Genomic DNA, 20,981 nt, shown 5'->3' with positions numbered 1-20,981 from the left:
GATCTTGTTCCGGCTTTTCCCGAAACTGAAGGAGGCGTATTGGCTGATAAACGATCTCCGAGCAATCTTTCGTACGAAGTCTAGCACCAAGGAGACTGCGAAGAAAGCGCTTGAAGGATGGTACAAGAAGGTCACCAAGTCTACCCTTAGAGAGATTAAATCCGTAAAACAGTCTATCCAGCACTACGAGGACGAGATACTCAATTACTTTATCAACAGAGACACTAATGCTTCTGCAGAATCGCTCAACTCCAAGATGAAAGCCTTTAGGTCATGCCTGAAGGGAATAAGGGATATACCCTTCTTTTTCTATAGATGTGTTACTGTCTTTGGTTAGGCAGCGGCATCTGCCCGCCACGGACAATCCCCCTTGGGCCACCTTTTTTTGAAAAAACTCAAGAAAAACATTTCTTGTTTTTTGTCAGTTTCCCCGTTTTTCACTATATTTGCAAACAGAACCATAAACCCTCTATTTGCATATGAAACCGACGACCTTATTTCGTTGCCTATTATTTCTCCTTATTTGCCTGTTGTCAGGCTGCTCGGGTGGTAAAGACTACCGGTGGCATATTGGTGTGTCCCAATGCGTAGGAGGTAAATGGCGGGATAAGGTGAATCAGGAGATGCTGACGGCCCAACACCTATATAATAAAGAGGTGAAGGTGGATATCGCGAATGCGGATAATGACTCCCGTAGGCAGATTCAGCAGATCGACAGCTTGGTAGCGTCTGGAATTGATCTTTTGATCGTAGCGCCGAACAGTTATGAGGAGATCTCGCCGGCTATCGACCGTGCCTACAGGGCCGGAGTTCCCGTGATCCTTTTCGACCGGAAGGCGCAGGGAAGTAACTATACGGCGTATATTGGTGGAGATAATGTGGAGGCCGGAAAAGCCATGGGCCATTATACCCTTTCTCTGCTTCGTGACCGCAGCTATGACCACCGCCCACGGATTCTGGAGATTACCGGGGGCACAGTCTCCTCGCCCGCTCGTGACCGTCATCATGGTTTTCAGTCGGTCATGCGCTCGCATACTGATATCGATTATTCCTTTGTCAATACCGATTGGACCAATGAAGCTGTCTATGCGGCGATGAAGCAATGGTTGAAAACGCATGATACGCCCGATTTCGTGTTCTGCCATAGTGACCTCGCCGCGTTTTGGGCCCGTCGTGCCGTCAAGGATGTCCGTGGGAATGTTGGCGACATCCGTTTCCTGGGCATTGACGGTTTGCCAGGACCCGGAGAAGGTATCGATGCCGTAGAGAAAGGAGAACTCGCCGGTACCTATATCTATCCCACCCATGGCGACCAGATCATCCGGCTGGCCCTCGACATTCTGCAGAAGAAGCCTTATCAGAAGACGACAATCATGAAGAGTGTCATTGTCACGCCCGATAATGCGCCCATCCTCATGCAGAGCAGTATGGAACTGCAACGGCAGACCAATGACTTGCTCGTGTTGCAGAATAAATTGGAGGATTATTTCGGCCTCTATCATACGCAGCGTATGGTGAGCATCACGGCCCTCATTGCCATCGTCCTGCTCGTCGTCGCTTTGATCTTGATCTGGCGTGCCGTCGTCCAGCTGCGTCGTGCCGGTAGGAAGATCAAGGAACTCAGTAGGGAGCAGACACTCTTTTATACCAATGCCCGTCATCAGTTGCGCACGCCGCTGACGTTGATAGAGGGCCCTTTGAGACAGCTCGCTGGCAGTGAGACACTGAAGGATGCAGATCGGCAATTGGTGGATATCCTTCAACGTAATGTCTCCCAGCTCAGCCGTATTGTATATGACGTGCTCAACTTCCGAAAGGAAGTGCCACCCACAGTCGATGACTATTCTGTCGCAATCCGGGAAGAAAGGCAGAACGTGGAGGACGCTGTACAGAAGGGTAGGGTGGAACTGCTGAAGAATGACCGTGAGGGGCTGGCGTCTATTCTCATCGTTGATGACAATGAGGATATGCGTAACTATCTCCATACGCTGCTCTGTGACCGCTATCATGTCGTGGAGGCTGCTGACGGGGAGAGCGGGCTGACACTGGCGCGGGAGAGCGTGCCCGATCTGATCGTCTCCGACGTGATGATGCCCGTGATGGATGGTCTGCAGTTCTGCAAGAAAATCAAGGAGAACGAGGTGACGAGCCATATCCCCGTCATCCTCCTCACGGCCCGCAGTACCGATGAGCAGCAGATGGAGGGACTGGGCTCCGGCGCTGATGCTTACATGACCAAGCCTTTCAATGCCTACCTCCTCCTGGCGCGCATCGATAATCTTCTCAAATCCCGCCGTCAGCTCCGCCGACTTTTCATGGCTCATTCCTTTGATTCCAAGGAGGAGGAGAAACAACTGAAGACGGTGGATAAGAGATTCATTAATCAGCTTCGTCAGACCATCCTCAAGAGAATGGGAGAGAGTGATCTGAAGATGGATGACCTGGGAACGGAGCTGGGCATGAGTCGTGTACAACTGTACCGGAAGGTGAAGGCGCTCACGGGACTGTCACCCGTGGAGCTGCTTCGGGAAATGCGGTTGCAACGGGCGCATAAGCTTCTGGAGACAACGGATCTCACCGTGTCGCAGGTGGCCTATGATGTCGGTTTCAGCACGCCGGGTTATTTCACTACTTGTTTCAAAAAGCAGTTTGGAAAGTATCCCACGGAGCTCAAGGAGAAAGCGTAGTCACACAAGACGGATGAAAAAAATCGTTCATTCTCTTTCACTATGGTTACATGAAACAACATTTGGATAGGATGAACTGAAAATAGACGTAAGAAATCAACAAATACAATAATTTTGCCCAGCGAAACAATTCAAGGACAAGTAAAAACCTAACCATAATGGACAATAAAAAAGTTAATGCGTTGGCACTGTCATCTGTGATGCTCTGCTTCTTTGCCATGGGATTCGTCGATCTCGTGGGTATCGCTTCCAACTACGTGAAGCATGACCTCGGACTCTCTGACTCCATGGCCAACTCACTGCCGGGACTCGTGTTCTTCTGGTTTCTGATCTTCTCCGTGCCTACGGGCGTGCTGATGAACAAGATCGGACGGAAGAAGACCGTGCTCCTCTCCCTCGTCGTCACCGTCTTCTCCCTGTTGCTGCCGATCTTCTCGGAGAACTTCTACGTGATGCTCATCTCTTTCTCACTCCTCGGTATCGGCAACGCCCTCATGCAGACCTCGCTGAACCCGTTGGTGTCTACCGTCGTGCAGGGCGGTCATCTCGCCTCCACGCTGACCTTCGGACAGTTCATCAAGGCCATCGCCTCTTTCATGGCACCGTATATCGCTATGTGGGGCTCCGTCAACGACATCCCGAACTTCGGCCTCGGATGGCGCGTCCTCTTCCCGATCTATATGATCATCGGTATCGCCGCCTCCCTCTTCCTCCTCTCCACGCCCATAGAGGAACCGGAGCTGAAGGAACATCGTCAACTGCCGAGTGTCGGTCATCAGTTCATCGCCTGCTTCAAGCTCCTCGGCACGCCGATCGTCCTGCTGAGTTTCATCGGCATCATGTGCCACGTCGGTATCGATGTCGGTACGAATACCACGGCACCGAAGATCCTCATGGAACGCCTGAGCATGACGCTCGACGAGGCCGCCTTTGCCACCTCTTTATATTTTATCTTCCGTACCATCGGCTGTTTCACCGGAACGATCATCCTGCGTGTCCTTAACAACCGGTTGTTCTTTGCCATTTCTATCCTCTTCATGGCTCTGTCGATGTGCGGCCTGTTCTTCGGACATGAGAAATGGATCCTTTATACGAGTATCGCCCTCGTGGGCTACGGCAACAGTAACGTCTTCTCCCTCGTCTTCGCCCAGGCGCTGAAGAGTGAGCCGGAGAAACAGAACGAGGTCAGCGGACTGATGATCATGGGCCTCTTCGGTGGTACCGTCTTCCCGATGGTCATGGGCTGGGCGACGGATGCCGCCCATACCGTTGCTGCCGCCGTTGCCGTCATGGCCGTCGGTGTCGTCTATTTGGCTACTTATATCGGAAAAATTAAAGAAAACTAAAAACTAACGATATGAATAAGATCATTGTAGGACTGGGAGAGGCACTGTGGGATTGCCTCCCCGAAGGAAAGAAATTAGGAGGTGCACCGGCAAACTTCGCATACCATGCCAGTCAGTTTGGTTTTGATGCCCGTGCCGTCAGTGCCGTAGGCAAGGATGCCCTCGGTGATGAGACGCTGAAGGAGTTTGACGCCAAAGGTTTGAAGTATGTCATGCCGCATGTCGACTTCCCCACGGGTACCGTAGCTGTCACGCTTGATGCAGAGGGCGTACCAACTTATGACATCAAGCAGAATGTAGCGTGGGATAATATCCCCTTCACCCCGGAGATCGAGGAGGCTGCCCATCACTGCGAGGCTGTCTGCTTCGGTTCTCTCGCTCAGCGTAGTGAAGTATCCCGGAAGACGATTTATCAGTTCCTCGACAGTACGCCGGCCAGTTGTCTGAAGATCTTCGACATCAACCTCCGTCAGAACTTCTATTCTAAGGAGGTCATCCAGGAAAGTCTGAAGCGTTGTGATATTCTGAAGATCAATGATGAGGAACTCGTGACTATCGGACGTATGTTCGGTTATCCCGGCTTGGATATCGAGAACAAGTGCTGGCTGATCCTCGGCAAATACAACCTCCGCATGCTCGTCCTCACCTGTGGCACGAATGGCAGTTATGTCTTCACCCCCGGCGAGTTGTCGTTCCAGGAGACACCGAAGGTGAAGGTCGCCGATACCGTCGGCGCCGGCGACAGTTTCACCGGCTCTTTCACGGCGGCAATCCTCAACGGAATGCCTGTGAAGAAAGCCCATGAGCTTGCCGTGAAGGTCAGTGCTTTCGTCTGCACGCAGGACGGCGCAATGCCGAAGTTGCCGGAGGAGTTCACGAAGAATAACCAGTAATTTTATTTTTTATAAAAAAAGTCCGATAGAAATTTTGTCTCTATCGGATTTTTTTGTATTTTTGCGGCGTTTTATACTAAAAACTAACACTACAATGAACAAATTATTCTACTTCTTAGGATTGTTGTGTATCCTCTTGTTGCCGCAACGCATGTCGGCACAGGATGTCACGGCACAATGGGATTTCCAGAACGGAATCCCGTCGACGATCACGTCAGTGGCCGTTCAGGGCAGGACGGGTGTTGTCGCTTCCGATGTTGACGGCATTTTACTTACGGTAGATGCCACAAATGGTAAATTGGCAGCCCGTTCTAATGGTGACGCACAGTTTAACAGTGGCACAATCATCCAGGTCCCTGTCAAGCATGCTAAGGATGAGGTGACTGTTGTCAGTGATGGTGCAGCTTATACAAACTACACCATTGGTGGCATTGAAGCCACGGAAGTAACGACGACCCATATCGCTACTGCTGCTGAGGCTAAAGCGGGTTATGTAGAGATCATCGGTACGGGCAGTTCCTATCTCCGACGTATCGTCGTTGTACAAAAGGACCCTCGTCAGGAGAAGGCGTTGTACACCACTGATTTCACCGACTGGCCGTCTATTGACCGCAAAGCCAATAATGAGACTCCCACGACGCAGTCCGTGACGACCCTTTACAGTAATGAGACGCTCACGTTTACCCTTTGTGGTGTCGGCGTCGATCCTGCCGGTAAGAATGACGCGAAATTCACGACTCCGACTTTCACGGGCTACATGCAGAGCGCGAAATATACAGCAGAGGTACAAGCCAATGAGCCTTATGCGATGATCTCTGCGATCAAGAATCTCACGAAGATTGTCTTCCATCAGGCAGCCACGGGTGGTAGACGTGGTTGGGCCGTTGCCGCACGAAAGGCCGGAACGACCGAATGGACCACCCTCTTCAACCAGTCCATCACCACGACAACGGGTGAGAACGACACCATCGCCATCCCTGCCGATCTGCAGGAAAATGTGGAGGTGAAGTTTTATAACTTTAATTTGAATCAGAACGCTTACATGTCCGACCTCGCCCTCTATGGTTTGGTCGATCTGAGTAATACCCCGATGTTGGAGTCTTTGACCGTCAATGGTCAGGCTTATTCCGCCATTGATATCTTCTCCGAGGCCAAGGATGGCAGTCAGACGGCTACCCTCGAAGTCAGCAAGAGCGCGAAGATGCCGAGTGCTGACAACCCTGTGACGGCTGTCGCTTCCAATGGTACTGTGGGTACGGTCACGTATACCACGAAGGATGATATGACGGTTGTCACGATCCCTGTCACCCTGAATGGTCTCACGACGAATTATATTGCTACCTTCGTTTGGAAACCCGACTACACCCTTACTTATTATGCTTCTGACGGCACGACGGTCCTTGGAACACAGACTGTAGAGAAGGATGCCGCCATCTCTTCTTTCGCTGTCGCTGATCCTTCTGTTGAAGACGGGTATAAGTTCCGTGGCTGGACGGCGCAGGCCGGAAAGGGTAAGAAATATACCACTTCCGACGTCGTCACTTCCGATCTCAGCCTCTATGCGCTTGTCACTGCTATCGAGACGGCCAATGATACGGCCCGTTACGACTATTCCCTCTGTGATGAGTTTTTCGATCCCGCCGATCATGAGGCCTTTACCGTCTCCGGCACTGGAAAGTTCCATGATGCGAACCATGGTTGGGTGTTCAACAATGGAGATAAGATTCAGTTGCTGCTGGGTGCGAAGGGTTATATCAAACTGACACTCTGCAAATATACCAATGTGGCATCCACAATTGACTTACTCGACAGTAAGGGAAATACGATTGCCACGACCCAGGCACAGAGTACTTCCGATGGTGATATCGCTATCCTGAACTATTCGGGTGAAGTGGGTACTTATACGCTCTCTTTCAATGGCAGTGCCTACCTCCATGCCCTCTCTATTGTCAATCTCGGTAAGGTGCCGTTCACGCAGACCGGCAACTGGTATGTCGTGAAGAGCGGTGATGCCACTGGATTGCTGACTGCTCTGGAGTGTGCCGGTACGAATACCGATGAGCGTAAATTCATCTTCCTGCCCAATGGCACTTATGACTTTGGCAATAAGGTCCTGAACCGTGTCAGTGGTAAGAATATCTCCCTCATCGGTGAGAGTGAGGATGGAGTTGTCCTCGTCAACAAGCCGGAAACGGAAGGTATCAATGTCACCGCCACCTTATATAATAAGTCCACGGGACTCTATCTGCAGGATCTGACGTTGAAGAACAACTATCCCTTCAACACCACTACAGGAGCTACGGGCCGTGCCGTCTGTCTCCAGGATGAGGGCACGCAGACGATCTGCAAGAATGTGAAGATGCTCTCTTTCCAGGATACTTACTATAGTCATAACAACAGTAAGGGCCAGTATTATTTCGAGAACAGTGAGATCCACGGTATTGTCGACTATCTCTGTGGTGATGGTGATGCTTATTTCAAGAATTGTGTCCTCTTCAACGAGGCCGGAAAGAGTGCCCATATCACGGCCAATGCCACGAGCAGTAACTACGGTTATGTCTTCGACGGCTGTACCGTGAAACTCGGCGGCGATGATCAGTATGACTTTGGTCGTGCCTGGAATGGTGCTGCCCGTGTGGCCTTCCTCAACACAACCCTCGCCGGTGCTGCTGCTACGAAGATCCGTGCTACCCGTTGGGAGCCGAATGGCATGAATGTGATGCCGCAGAACTTCTGGGAGTACAACAGTATGGATGAGAATGGTAATGTGATCTCTCCGGCATCGAATGTTGTGGACTTCACCTTTAACAACCAGACCTCTTCGAAGGAGACGATTCTCCCTGCCGATCAGGTGAGCAATTTCGCCCTCGACAAGGTCTTTACCAACTGGACACCGGCAGCCTTCACCCTACAGTGTGCCGCTCCCGTCGTCACACTGAACGGCGGCAGTCTGAGTTGGACGGCTGTTGACGGTGCCAGTACTTATCTCATCTTCCGCAATGGCAGCCTTGTCACGATCACAGAGGCTACAAGCTTTGACACCACCGCTGCTGCCACAACTTCTTCCGCCAAGGCAGCAACGACAACGCCAGACGTCTGGACCGTCCGTGCCGCCAATGTCATGGGCGGCCTCGGTACGGCAGGTACGGCTACGTTGGCAACGGCTATCCGTTCCATCACGGAGGACGGTAATCGGGCCGATACACCTTATTATAATATAGGTGGTCAGCGTGTGAGTCAAAATACATGTGGACTGTTGATACATAACGGTAAGAAAGTGATTAAATAAAAGAAGCGGCCGCAAGGCCGCTTCTTTTTTATCCTTTTACGTAAACGTTTGCGCAAGAAAATAGGAGAGGAGAGAGACGGATATAGAAAAAAATGCGTAACTTTGCGAAATCAAAGATAAATTTATCACTAATCTAAAAAGCAAATATATGTCTGGTTATTCGAAGAAGATGCGAATAGCGCTTATGGGCGGCATGATGCTCAGCGTCACGTCCCTCTCTGCGCAGACGGTCAAAGGAAATGTCACGGATGCCTCCGGCGAGCCCATTATTGGTGCTACCGTTATGGAGGACGGCACTGCCAGCAATGGTACAGTGACGGATATCGATGGTAATTTCTCCCTTGACCTGAAAGGATCGAAGAAGGTCCTGAAGATTACCTATGTAGGTATGAAGCCGAAGACCATCAAGGTCGGCGACAAGACCCAGTTTAAGGTTAAGATGGAGGATGATGCCAACAATCTCAATGATGTTGTCGTCATCGGTTATGGTACGGTCCGCAAGAAAGACTTGACGGGCTCCGTTGCCTCTATCGGCGCTGACAAGCTCGCTGATGTTCCTGTGAGCAATGTCGGTGAAGCTATGCAGGGTAAACTTGCCGGTGTGAACATCACGACGACCGAAGGTTCTCCCGATGCTGATGTGAAGATCCGTGTCCGTGGTGGTGGCTCTCTGTCGCAGGACAACTCTCCGTTGTATATCGTTGATGGCTTCCCCGTAAGTTCCATCAGTGATATCGCACCCTCCGAGATTGAGACGATCGATGTGTTGAAGGATGCTTCCTCCACGGCTATCTATGGTGCCCGTGGTGCCAATGGTGTCATCATCATCACGACGAAGAGCGGTAAGGAAGGCAAGACACAGGTCAGTATGAATGCCGCCTTGTCGTGGAAGAAGCTCACCAAGGAGATCAAAGTTATGGATCCCTATAACTATGTCGCTTATCAGCAGGAACTCGGTTCCACCGATTACGGTGACTATAGCGATATGGATATCTGGAAGAGCGTCAAGGGTGACGACTGGCAGGACGAGCTCTTCGGTCGTACGGGATTCCAGCAGCAGTACAACGCCAATGTCAGCGGTGGCTCGAAGGATATCAAGTACAATGTCAGCTTTGCCCATAATGACGAGAACAGCATCATGCGCAGTTCCGGTTACAAGAAAGACAATATCGGAACGAAGCTCAATGCTAAGCTGAACAAGTGGCTGAGCCTCGACTTCAATGCCCGTCTGGCTTACACGAAGATCGATGGTCTGAGTGGTGGCGCCGAGAGCAATCAGAGCAATGCCGCCAACTCTATCGTGGCCAATACCATCCGTTTCCGTCCCGTCGCTCCATTGACAGCCAATAGTGACGATGAGGAAAACAGCTCTTCAACATTGAAGGATCCGTTCGTCCGTCTGAATGCCACGAACCGTGTGCAGAAGCGTTTCCGTCAGGACTACAATGCCGGTTTGAACTGGAAGCCCTGGAAGCATGTCACCTTCCGCTCTGAGTTCGGCTACGGCTGGCGTTATGAGGATGACAACACCATCTGGCTCTCCGACGCTACCCAGAACTCCAAATATGGCTATAATGGTCAGCCGCAGCTCGACTATGAGCATACGGAGTATCAGAACTGGCGCAACGCGAATACGTTCACATACGACAACAACAAACTCTTCGGAGGCCGCGATCACATCAACTTCCTCTTGGGTCATGAGTGGAGCAGCACGAAGGAGACCACACATGAGAATACCGTCGTTGCCTTCCCGTCAACGATGAACTTCGAGGAGATCAAGAGTAATACGTCCGCAGGAACGGCACTGCCGTATCTGACGACGATTGCTGCCGATGATAACCTTCTCTCTTTCTTCACGCGTATCAACTATACGATGGCCGATAAGTATCTGGCTACCTTCACGCTTCGTGCCGATGGTTCCTCCAAGTTCGGTAAGGATCATCGTTGGGGCTATTTCCCCTCCCTGGCCCTCGCCTGGCGTATGAGTGAGGAGAACTGGCTGAAGAATGTGAAATGGCTCAGCAACCTCAAGGCACGTCTGAGCTTTGGTACCGCCGGTAACAACCGTATTCCTGCCGGTCAGTTGTATACCACTTACTCTATGGCCAGCAACGGCTCCAAGGCTCCGTTCTTCGATGAGACCCGTGGCTCACAGCTCGAGCGTGGCAGCTATCTTTATAATCCCGATTTGAAATGGGAGACCACGATCACCCGTAACTTCGGTATTGACTATGGCTTCCTCGGCGGACGTATCAACGGTACGTTGGATCTGTACTGGAACACGACAAAGGATCTGCTCATGCGTGCAGAGATTCCTTCCAATACCGGTTACAACTATCAGTATCAGAACTTCGGTAAGACCTCTAATAAGGGTATTGAGTTCACCCTCAACGGTGTCATTCTCGACAAGAAGGACTACTCCCTCAATGGTACGTTCAACATCTCCTGGAACCATAATAAGATTGACGAACTGAATAGTGACAATCCTTGGCAGAGCAGTAACTTCGCCGGTAGTACGATCTCTAAGTATGAGGACTTCGCTGTCGCTGAAGGTGGCCGCCTCGGTGAGGTATGGGGCTATAAGACCAATGGCTTCTTCACCGCTTATGATCCCGAGCTGAACCCCAATGGAGAGCTGATCTACAAGAGTGGTAAATGGGTGCTCCGTGATGGTCTGAAGGATAACAGTGCGACCCTTACCGGTGGTAAATATTATCCGGGTGGTTTGAAATATGTGGTTGACGAGAATGGCGATCCCATCAAGCAGAAGCTTGGCAATACCATTCCTACTGTCACCGGTGGTTTCGGCCTGAACGGTACATGGAAAGGTTTCGACTTCAATATCTTCTTTGATTACTCTTTGGGTAATAAGATTGTCAACGGTACGAAACTCGCCAATAGTTTCTATGCCGGCAGTGCGAAGGGTTACAACCTCGTTGCTGACTTCAATCTCAATAACCGTTATACATGGATTGATCCTGCTACAGGCGCCAACCTCGCCAATCCGAGTGCTGCCACGCTCGCCCAGTATGGTGGTACCGATGGTATCGCACATCGTCTCTGTGAGATCAACACGAACGCGAAGATCTACAATCCGGCCGGTGTCAGTACCATGTATATCAACGACTGGGCCGTGGAGGATGCTTCCTTCCTGCGTTTGAACACGCTGACCATTGGTTACACGCTGCCGAAGAACCTCGTCAAGAAGTTCTATCTCAACAGTCTGCGTGTCTACTTCACTGCTTACAACCTTGCGTGCATCACGAACTACAGTGGTTATGATCCCGAGGTGGATACGAGCAGTAAGAAGAACGCTATGTGCCCGGGCATCGATTATGCCGCTTATCCGAAGAGCCGTGCCTTCACCGCCGGTTTGAACATTACTTTTTAAGTAGAATAAAACAATGAAAAAGATATTATCTATTTGCGCCCTCGCTGCCGGACTGGTCTCCCTGACCTCCTGCTCTGATTTTCTGGACCAGCAGAGTCCGTCGGAGCAGAACGACGAGAGTGTATATCAGTCTATATATTATACTGGTCTCCGTGTCAACAAGATCTATGGCGACCTGACTTATGACGAGACCTATTCCCAGTATATGGGTATCGTATGGAACACGAACAGTGATATTGAGCTCATTGATGGTTTAGGTTCCGATGCCAATAATACCGGTAGTGAGCGTGGTAATATGAACTACAATCAGGATCCGGGATGGTCGAAGATCGCCAAACTCTGGGACCGCGCCTATAGCACCATTGAGGATGCCAATGACGTCGTCTCCGGTATAGAGAACTCGCCGTTGTTGACGAGTGGCAGTAAGAGCGATATAGCTACATTACGTCGTTATGAAGGTGAGGCGCTGACACTGCGTGCTATGGTCTATCTCGACATGGTTCGTTATTTCGGTGATATCCCCTTGAAGCTGGAGACTTCCAAGAGTGACCTGAGCAATGCTTATCTCACCAAGACGGACCGTGACTCTATCCTCGACAAGATGATGGATGACCTCGACAAGGCTATTGAATACTTGCCGTGGGCTGGTCAGAACAGCTACACCACCGAGCATGCCACGAAGGGTTATGCCCATGCCCTCTTGGCACAGATCGCGCTGACCCGTGCCGGCTATGCCATCCGCGAACAGGCTAAGGACGGTTATGAGACCGCCGCTTACAGTGATGCTACTTATCCTACCCAGCGCCCGGGTGCTGCAGAGCGCAAAGCGCTCTATGAGCGTGCGCTGAAGCATCTCTCTGCTGTTATCGAGAGCGGTCAGCACAGTCTGAACCCCTCTTTCTTCAACGAGTGGTATCTCGTCAACCAGCGTACCCTCGACACGCAGTATCGTGAGAACCTCTTTGAGGTACCGATGGGTCTGAGCACCGGTTCCGAGTTCGGTTATACCATCGGTGTCCGTATGAATGGTGTGACCTCTCTCTTCGGCTATGGTAACTCCTCCGGTAAGGTGAAGTTGACGGCTCCGTTCTTCTATAGCTATGACAAGAACGACCAGCGTCGCGACGTCACCTGCTCGAATATCCAATTCAAGGAGAATGACAACAAGTCTACCGATATGCAGATGCTCGGTAACACACCGTTCGGTATCTATGTAGGCAAATGGGATCCGCGTATGGAGAGTGGCATGGTCAACGATAAGAAGACCGCCATTGATATGACGAAGGCTCCTTCCGGTGACTGGTATACCGCTAATAAGGCTGCTTCTGCCAAGCAGCTCACGGGGATTAACTGCGTGAAGATGCGCTACAGTCAGGTACTCCTCATGTATGCTGAGGTGATGAATGAACTCGCCGGTCCTGATGGTCATTATACTGGTGATGCCGGTCTGACGGCCCGTCAGGCTCTTGCCCTCGTCCACAACCGTGCTTTCAGCAGTACGAACAAGAGTGAGGCAGAGACCTATATCAACAATATCGGCAGCAGCAAGGAAGCCATGTTCAATGCCATCGTCAATGAGGAAGGCTGGGAGCTCGCCGGTGAGGGTGTCCGCAAATGGGATCTCATCCGTTGGAACCTCCTTACCGAGAAGACGCTGGAGATGAAGCAGACCTATATCAACTATGTCAAGGAGGCAGAAGAGGCTCAGACGAACAAGACGACCTCTGCTCACTTCCAGAAGACCGTTTACTTCAACTATATTGATAAGGATCATCACTTCATCGATGAGAGTTCTATCACGTGGTATGGTCTGCCTGAGGGCAAGACAGCTGCCGACTATGCGGGAAGCGTTACTTCCTTCGGTGGCTCTAAGTGTGATGGCACCGATAAGCATGTCTACACCGAATTGCCGTCGATCTCCAACGGTCTTGTGGGTAATGCCCAGAGTCCTTCTGAGACACCGAATGTAACTGTGAAGAACCGTTATATCATGCCGATCGCTTCCACGACGATCTCCGCTTCCAACGGTCATTTGCATAATAGTTATGGATATAAGGATTAAAACAATGAAGAATTTCAAGAAAATAATAGGAACTGTCGGGTTGGCTGCCTTGACTCTGATGAGTCTGGCATCCTGTACCGATGATAACGACTGGACGGTGGACGAGCAGTATGACCGTCTGTTCCACTCCACGAGTTTCTCCGTAAGCCCACTTGATGACCGCGCCGCCATCAGTTTCACGAAGATGCCGAATACCGACTTCTATGTGGTGGAGTACTCAACGGACTCTCTGTATGATGACATCCCCATGGGCGGTACGGAGCACAGTGTCGTCGACTCGTCGTTCACCTCTTCCCCCGATACCATCTACAATCTCGAGGGTAGTACGAAATACTGGATCCGTATTAAGAGCCGTAACACTTCCGGAAAGGGCTCTACGTGGAAATATCTCGACGATTATAGTTTCACGACGAAGGCTGAGCAGATCATCACTGCTGTCACGCCGTACTCCCGTACTGCTGAAGTGACATTTACGAAGGGTAAGGCCCTCACGCAGGCCCGTGTCTATAAGGATGGCGACTCCATCGTACAGGATATCACGAAGGAGGAGATCGCTGCCGGTGCCCTGACGCTGAAGAACCTCACTCCGAACAGCAGCTATACGCTGAAACTATGGAATGGTAACAATGTCCGTGGTACGTATAAGTTCAAGACCACTGAGGCTTACCCCGACGGTTACAGTGTCATCACGCTCCAGGAAGGTGACGATCTGAATACGGTTCTGGCTAACGCCACTTCTGATAAGGTTGTCATCGTCTTCCCGCAGGGTATGAACTATGTTATGCCGAACAACGAGGAGAAAAACCCGAAGACACCTGTCATCCCGGCCAACATCAAGAGTGTCGTGTTCTGGGGCGCTGCTGGTGACTCGAAGCCTACCTTCCATGCCGTAGGTATGAATTTGGAGGCAAACACGCTCGATGTCGTGCGCTTCTACAACCTCAACCTCGTCAATGAGAGTTCGTCGGATAAGTACATTATGAATATCACCAATCCGGTGAATATCAACCAGCTGCAGATGGAGAAGTGTAACATCAGCAACACGCGTGGTGTTATCCGTTTCCAGTTGCTCACCGCTGCTTGTACGGTAAGCGAGGTAGACTTCACGAATGATGTCTTCACGAATATCGGCAGCTACGGTATCTTCAATGCCAAGGGACAGAAATTGCTCTCTACGAGTAAGATCAATGTCACCGACTGTACGCTGAACAATGTGGCCACTGCACAGAGTGCCGTGCTGAATACGAATCAGGCCGGTTGCGCCGTGACCTTCGACCACTGCACAATCTACAACATCATCATGGCCGGTAAGTCCATCGTTGATGTCAACAAACTTAAAGATGTCTCTGTAGCCTTCAACTCCTGCCTCATCGGTTACATCAACGGCTATGCTGACGGTGCTACCATCAAGGCCTGCAGCGAGAAGGGCCAGGCAACAGCTAGCAACACTTATATCACGAAGGATATGGGTTGGAGCAGTGGCTGTGAGGCTGGTGACCAGATAGAATATACCAGCGCAGAACTGTGGAAGAATCCCTCAAATGGCGACTTCACCATTCAGGATCTCTTGCAGAGCAAGTACGCTAGTCTCGGTGATCCGAGATGGATCGTACAATAAAGCCTCACCCCCTATCCCCTCCCCGAAAGGGGAGGGGAGTAATTACCGGGGCACGCCCTTTTTGACAATAAGACTATTTTAATATACAGGATTTTCATTTCTTATGCAATTAAGATATATGATTTGTAATGCCATGGTTGTTTCAGCCTTGGCATTTCCTATTTCTGCCCTCGCCGACAGTGACGTCACGGCAGAGACGGCGGCACAGAACACGCCGACGGGATGGACGGCAGTATCACTGCCCGTTATCCCCGCTATTACTTCTGACAATACTTTCAACATTACTGACTATGGCGCATTGACGACGGCGGACGACAACACCACGGCGATCCAGGCGGCCCTCAATGCCGTCCCCGCTACCGGTGGTATGGTCGTTATTCCTGCCGGCACGTGGCTCTGTGGTCCGTTGACGGTGAAGGCGAAGACCGTCCTTCATCTCGCAGCGGGCGCAACACTGAAGCTCTTGCCCTTTGGTACCTATCCCGGTACGACGGGGACGATCACATCATCGGTGACCCTCCAGGACTTTATCTCACCGAAGTCGAAGGCTGTAACCGACCTGATCATTGAGGGAGAGGACAAGAACACTTCCATCATTGACGGTCAGGGCCAGGACTGGTGGGAGTTGCGCGACAAGAGTAAAACCACGAAGACGATTTTCGATTATATCAAGCGTGGCGGTATTATCCGTTTCAACAACGGCTCTCGTTTCCTCGTCCGTAACCTGAAGATTCAGAATGCTCCCGGCACGAATATCACGGTAGGCCAGAGCGGCCGTGGCACGGACGTGACGATCCATGATGTCATCATCCGTGAGCCGGCATCGGAGATCAAGTACGATCCTGCCAACGGCAAGTATCCAAGTCATAACACTGATGGCATCCCTGTATGGTCCTCCCGCGTGAATATCTACAACTGTGATATCAGTAATGGCGACGATAATGTCGTCATTGATTCCAATGGCCAGTATGTCCATATCTGGGACTGCCAGTTTGGTACCGGTCATGGCGCTTCCGTAGGTAGTTTTACGGAGAATGTCAAACACGTTATCTTCGATAACATCACCATGAACGGCACTGCCGCCGGCGTACGCCTTAAGACGGGCATCAATTCTGACGGTACGCTCCGTGGCGGTGGCGAGGAGGACTTTACCTTCTCGAATATCACGATGACGAAGGTCGCCAATCCGTTCTCTATGGATTGCTATTATGATAAGCAATATACGACTCCCGAAACGGATAAAAAGAACGCCCGTACGCTCGACAGTACGACACCGACCTACAATGGTATCTTGTTGAAGAACATCAAGACGACGGATACGAGCAGTGGCTATGCCATCTTCCTCTATGGTCGTCCCGAGAGCCATATCAAGAATGTCACGTTGGATAACGTGCAGATCAGTGCCGCCAAGGGTATCTATACGGCTTTCGTCGACAACCTCGTCTTTAAGAATGACAGTAAGATTACTGTCTCCGGTGGGAATATTTGGGTGAAGAACTACGATACGACGTATTCTGACGAGTGCAATGCCACTTCATCGTCTACTGTCGTCACGGATGAAGGAACCTATACCCTTGATCCGTCTACCTTGAGTTCGACGACGGCAGGCAGTGGTATCTTCAGTAATGGCTTTACGATCACGAACGAGAAGAGCAAAACCTACGATAAGACTTCCGACGGCTATATCAAGTACAGTGCCATGCAGCATACGATCTCTATTCCTTCCGGGCTGAAGATCACGAAGATGGAGATCAAGGGCCGTAACAACTATACCGATGCTGCCGCCGGCATCTCCGAGGTGGGTGGCACGGAGGAGGATCCTACCGTCTATACCTTCCCCACGGACAAGAGTGCCGTGGACTATACGTTCCCGTTCTCCACACCCGTAGAGACATCACTGACGTTTACGGTGAAGGCGAAGCAGATTGCTGCCGACATCATTCTCTATACGTCTACGGCAACGGGCATCGAGTCGGTCGTCACGCTTCCTCTGTCCAAGGCTTCTGCTGTTTATGATCTCCAGGGCCGTCAGGTAGGTACCAGCCGGCAAGGACTTCCCGCAGGATTATATATTCAGGGAGGAAAGAAAATCATGGTCAAATAATCATTCCTTTTTATGCTGAACAAAACATTTTTTTCTGCTATACTCGCATTGACGGTTGCTGCTCCGGCGCTTGCCGACAGTGATGTTACGGCCGAGCGGGCAGCACAGAACACGCCCGAAGGATGGCCCGCCGTGGCCCTGCCGCAGATCGCTGCCATCACGAAGGCAAATACAATTGATATCACAGCGTATGGCGCGAAGACATCTTCCGCCGATAATACAAAAGCCATTCAGGCCGCCCTTGACGCTGTGCCTGATGGCGGAGGCATGGTCGTCGTGCCTGCCGGCACATGGCTCTGCGGACCGATCCGTATGAAATCGCATACCGTGCTCCATCTCGCCAAGGGTGCCATGCTGAAACTTCTGCCGATGGGACAGTATCCTGTAGACGAGAAAGGTAATGCCAACAAGAACTATTTCCTTAGTGGACAAAAGAATGCCACGGACCTGATCATTGAAGGTGAGGATAAGAACTGTTCTGTCATTGACGGACAAGGCGCTGCCTGGTGGGCAGCTGTCGACAGTGCCCGTGCCGTGAAGGAGAAAGGCCCGTCGCGTGCCCCGCTGATTCGTTTCGATGATGGCAGCCGTTTCCTCGTGCGTAATCTCACACTGCAGAACTCTCCCGGCGTGAACCTCACTATCGGCAGTGGCGGAAAGGGCAGTGACGGTACCGTCCATGACATCATTATCCGTGAGCCGTCGTCTTATCTGAAGACCGGCGCATCTCATAACACCGATGGCATCCCCATTTGGGCGCCGCGCGTGAATGTCTACAACTGTGACATCAGTAATGGTGATGATAATGTCGTCGTCGACTCCAACGGCCAGTACGTCCATGTGTGGAACTGCCAGTTTGGTGAAGGCCATGGCGCTTCCATCGGCAGTTATACCGTCAATGTCCATGATGTGCTGTGGGAGAACATCACCTTCAAAGGAACGGACAGTGGCTTCCGCCTGAAGAGTCAGCGAGGCCGCAGTGGCGACGTGTACAATATCACCATGCGCAACTGCACGATGACGGGCGTCCGCAATCCCGTGTATATCGAGTGCTGGTATGACAAGAGCAAGAAGCCGTTGCCGGAAGAGGCTGAGACAGCGCCTCTGGATGAGAAGACGCCGCGGTTCCATGACATCCTGATCCAGAATGTTCTCTCCGTCGGCACGAAGTATACGAAGAGCAAGAAGAATGGCTTCCCGATCTTTATCTATGGCTTGCCCGAGAGTCCGGTGAAGAATGTGACGCTCGACAATGTCCGCGTCTCAGCGGGCAAGGGCGCTTTCATGGCTTATTACGACAATGTGAAGTTCGTCAACGGTACGACGATCACAAATACCTCTGATCCTTCCAAGACTTTTGAGGTGAAGTATCCGGGGAAATAATCCATCATCGGGACATGAATATTCATGTCCCGATGTTGTTTTCCTTGTTAAATCTAAATTTTTTCCATGAAAAATTTGTTCGTTTCCAAGAAAAACATTACCTTTGTAGCATTATTTAACAAATTTGATACAATAAACGTAAATAAGAAAGCCTATCGGATAAAACATTTACTTCAAGAAACAAAATGATTAGAAAATGGAAATTCTCGAAGAAATGACTGACGAAGCGTTGGCCATGCGATATGTAGAGGGCAACGACCAGGCTTTCGACATTCTCCTCGAGCGTCATCAGGAGAAGGTTTATGCCTACATACTTTTTGTTGTCCATGACAGGGACAAGGCAGAAGATCTCTTTCAGGAGACCTTCGTACGCATTATCGTGAAAATGCGGCAACGTCATTATCAGCCTACCGGTACGTTCTCCGGTTGGTGTCTGCGTGTGGCCCATAATGTTGTCATGGATTGGTATCGTCGTTTGCGGGCCAGTAAGATCGTTGAACAGGAGAATGATAATGATCTGTCCCGGCTTGCTGGCGTGAATACCGAGCGGAACCGTGAGCATGAGCTCGTCAAGGAGCAGGTACTTGCTGACGTGAAGCGGATGATGTTTCTCCTGCCGCCGTCGCAGCGGGAGGTAGTCTATATGCGCTTCTATCAGGAGATGAGTTTTAAGGAGATCGCGGATGCTACGAATGTCAGTATCAATACCTCCCTCGGCCGTATGCGCTATGCCATCCTCAATCTCCGCCGGATGGCGAAGAAGAACGGTATCACGTTGGAATTATAACGACACCCTTGCAAGGGCCGCCGACTTTTAGGTCGGAGGTTGGGCATTTGCGCTTCTTTGCGCTTGCAAAGCGCAAGCACCCAACGGCAGGCCTTATCAAGCGGATCTATCCTTTCAGTTCTTTCAGTGCCGCAATGGTGCCTTTCGGGTCCGTACTCTTGAAGACGTAGGAGCCGGAGACGAGGACGTTGACGCCGGCCTTGACGAGGCGCGGCGCGGTCTCGGCCTGTACGCCACCGTCAACCTCGATGAGGGCATGGCTGTGGGCAGCATCGAGCATCTTCCTCAACCGTTGTACCTTGTCGATGGTGTGCTCAATGAATTTCTGTCCACCGAAGCCGGGGTTGACACTCATGATGAGCACCAAGTCGAGGTCCGTCAGCACGTCCTCTATCATACAGAGCGGCGTCGATGGGTTCAGGGCCACACCGGCTTTCATACCTGCGGCATGGATCTGCTGAAGTGTGCGGTGCAAGTGCGGACAGGTCTCCTGATGAACGGTCATCAGCATCGCGCCGGCATCAGCGGTATGCTGGATATAGCGTTCGGGGTGCTCGATCATGTAATGGACGTCGAGAGGCTTTTTGCAGTAGGCGCCGACGGCGTTGAGGACGGGGAAGCCGAACGAGATATTCGGCACGTAAGAGCCGTCCATGATATCCATGTGCAGCCAGTCGGCCTGACTGTCATTAATCATGTCGATCTCCTGCCGCAGGTCCAGGAAGTTGGCACTGAGCAGGGAAGGTGAAACGAGTGTTTTCATTTCTATGATTGTCCTTTCTTTCTTTTATTTTCGCGTTTTTCTAATTGAGATAGAGGTTTGAGGGTTGTCCTGCCTGGTCATAGGGGCGGTACAACCGAGCGAATTGTCTGATCAGCAGTAGGGTCTGTTCACTGGGACCTGACGGTACCATTTTTCTTACTGGGGTAAAAATTTTCATAGGCGTTTTCAATTTGTGTAAGGATAACGATTCCGGTTTGTGATTATTGTGAGAATCTGCGAAAAATTGATCTAGATCAAGAAAATACATACTGTTTGAAATTTTTGTTCTTCTCAAAGGTTGCACCTCCGTCTTTTTTCTTATATTTGTAACGTGTTTTTCATGGTATTAGATTATTAAGGTTTTTCAGCATTGGGAGTCGTGAGATTGCCAATGCTTTTTTTTAGTTAGTAGTTAGGAGATAGGAGTTAGGAGTTATCCGCGCACCATACGGAGGTAGTCAGAGCCTGACTGACACTTTTTTGCCCTAAGTATATGTTTATTTTCGGCACGGAAATCATCAAGTGGACAATTGGTCGCAAATTCGCGAAAAATGAAAGAGTTTTACATCTTATTGAAAATCAACGAGATAACATTTTGTGTGGCTTTCTGAACTTATTATTATGCATAAATAATCGCATAAAATCAGTATATAGGGGA

At 50.8% G+C, this 20,981-nt stretch carries 12 protein-coding genes; 11 read left to right on the top strand and 1 reads right to left on the bottom strand.

Features of this window, described 5'->3' with window-relative positions; translation table 11 throughout:
- The 11 genes from G604_RS0106625 to G604_RS0106565 form a co-directional block, all read left to right on the top strand.
- Positions 1-337 (top strand): transposase (locus G604_RS0106625; protein ID WP_028909889.1); only part of this gene is annotated, 337 nt, incomplete at its 5' end.
- Positions 338-479: 142 nt separating this feature from the next.
- Positions 480-2,687 carry a substrate-binding domain-containing protein gene (locus tag G604_RS0106615; RefSeq protein ID WP_028909888.1) on the top strand — a complete coding sequence of 736 codons (2,208 nt, stop codon included), beginning with the start codon at positions 480-482 and terminating at the stop codon, positions 2,685-2,687.
- 158 nt (positions 2,688-2,845) lie between these two features.
- Positions 2,846-4,033 (top strand): MFS transporter, encoded by a 1,188-nt coding sequence (locus tag G604_RS0106610; RefSeq protein WP_028909887.1) that lies wholly within the window; start codon positions 2,846-2,848, stop codon positions 4,031-4,033.
- A gap of 11 nt (positions 4,034-4,044) precedes the next feature.
- Positions 4,045-4,926, top strand: a complete 882-nt coding sequence (locus G604_RS0106605; protein ID WP_028909886.1) for a carbohydrate kinase family protein — start codon at positions 4,045-4,047, stop codon at positions 4,924-4,926.
- A gap of 94 nt (positions 4,927-5,020) precedes the next feature.
- Positions 5,021-8,215, top strand: coding sequence for a pectinesterase family protein (locus G604_RS14740; RefSeq protein ID WP_081657687.1), 3,195 nt, complete (start codon positions 5,021-5,023; stop codon positions 8,213-8,215).
- A gap of 148 nt (positions 8,216-8,363) precedes the next feature.
- Positions 8,364-11,606: a SusC/RagA family TonB-linked outer membrane protein gene (locus G604_RS0106595; protein WP_028909885.1), complete on the top strand. Its 3,243-nt coding sequence runs from the start codon at positions 8,364-8,366 to the stop codon at positions 11,604-11,606.
- Between the two features lie 13 nt (positions 11,607-11,619).
- Positions 11,620-13,668, top strand: a complete 2,049-nt coding sequence (locus G604_RS0106590; protein ID WP_036904782.1) for a RagB/SusD family nutrient uptake outer membrane protein — start codon at positions 11,620-11,622, stop codon at positions 13,666-13,668.
- Positions 13,669-13,672: 4 nt separating this feature from the next.
- Complete coding sequence (locus G604_RS0106585; protein ID WP_028909883.1) at positions 13,673-15,286, top strand: DUF5123 domain-containing protein; 1,614 nt, start codon at positions 13,673-13,675, stop codon at positions 15,284-15,286.
- 148 nt (positions 15,287-15,434) lie between these two features.
- Entirely contained in the window at positions 15,435-17,390 is a 1,956-nt protein-coding gene (locus tag G604_RS0106580) for a glycoside hydrolase family 28 protein (protein WP_036904778.1), read from the top strand.
- Between the two features lie 12 nt (positions 17,391-17,402).
- Positions 17,403-18,773 (top strand): glycoside hydrolase family 28 protein, encoded by a 1,371-nt coding sequence (locus G604_RS0106575; protein WP_081657684.1) that lies wholly within the window; start codon positions 17,403-17,405, stop codon positions 18,771-18,773.
- Between the two features lie 196 nt (positions 18,774-18,969).
- Positions 18,970-19,560: a sigma-70 family RNA polymerase sigma factor gene (locus G604_RS0106565; RefSeq protein WP_028909880.1), complete on the top strand. Its 591-nt coding sequence runs from the start codon at positions 18,970-18,972 to the stop codon at positions 19,558-19,560.
- 106 nt (positions 19,561-19,666) lie between these two features.
- Here the strand turns inward: G604_RS0106565 and rpe are convergent, their stop codons facing one another.
- Positions 19,667-20,323, bottom strand: coding sequence for a ribulose-phosphate 3-epimerase (gene rpe, locus G604_RS0106560; protein ID WP_028909879.1), 657 nt, complete (start codon positions 20,321-20,323; stop codon positions 19,667-19,669).
- Positions 20,324-20,981 lie beyond the last annotated feature (658 nt).

The organism is Prevotella sp. AGR2160, from assembly GCF_000424185.1.
Taxonomy (GTDB): domain Bacteria; phylum Bacteroidota; class Bacteroidia; order Bacteroidales; family Bacteroidaceae; genus Prevotella.
The sequence above is the reverse complement of the archived record's forward strand: the minus strand, read 5'-3'. Positions and strand labels throughout refer to the sequence as shown.

Coding starts and splice junctions, on each gene's coding strand:
- rpe (WP_028909879.1), bottom strand. CDS start 20,323: ATGAAAACACTCGTTTCACCTTCCCTGCTCAGTGCCAACTTCCTGGAC.
- G604_RS0106595 (WP_028909885.1), top strand. CDS start 8,364: ATGTCTGGTTATTCGAAGAAGATGCGAATAGCGCTTATGGGCGGCATG.
- G604_RS0106615 (WP_028909888.1), top strand. CDS start 480: ATGAAACCGACGACCTTATTTCGTTGCCTATTATTTCTCCTTATTTGC.
- G604_RS14740 (WP_081657687.1), top strand. CDS start 5,021: ATGAACAAATTATTCTACTTCTTAGGATTGTTGTGTATCCTCTTGTTG.
- G604_RS0106575 (WP_081657684.1), top strand. CDS start 17,403: ATGCTGAACAAAACATTTTTTTCTGCTATACTCGCATTGACGGTTGCT.
- G604_RS0106590 (WP_036904782.1), top strand. CDS start 11,620: ATGAAAAAGATATTATCTATTTGCGCCCTCGCTGCCGGACTGGTCTCC.
- G604_RS0106585 (WP_028909883.1), top strand. CDS start 13,673: ATGAAGAATTTCAAGAAAATAATAGGAACTGTCGGGTTGGCTGCCTTG.
- G604_RS0106605 (WP_028909886.1), top strand. CDS start 4,045: ATGAATAAGATCATTGTAGGACTGGGAGAGGCACTGTGGGATTGCCTC.
- G604_RS0106565 (WP_028909880.1), top strand. CDS start 18,970: ATGGAAATTCTCGAAGAAATGACTGACGAAGCGTTGGCCATGCGATAT.
- G604_RS0106610 (WP_028909887.1), top strand. CDS start 2,846: ATGGACAATAAAAAAGTTAATGCGTTGGCACTGTCATCTGTGATGCTC.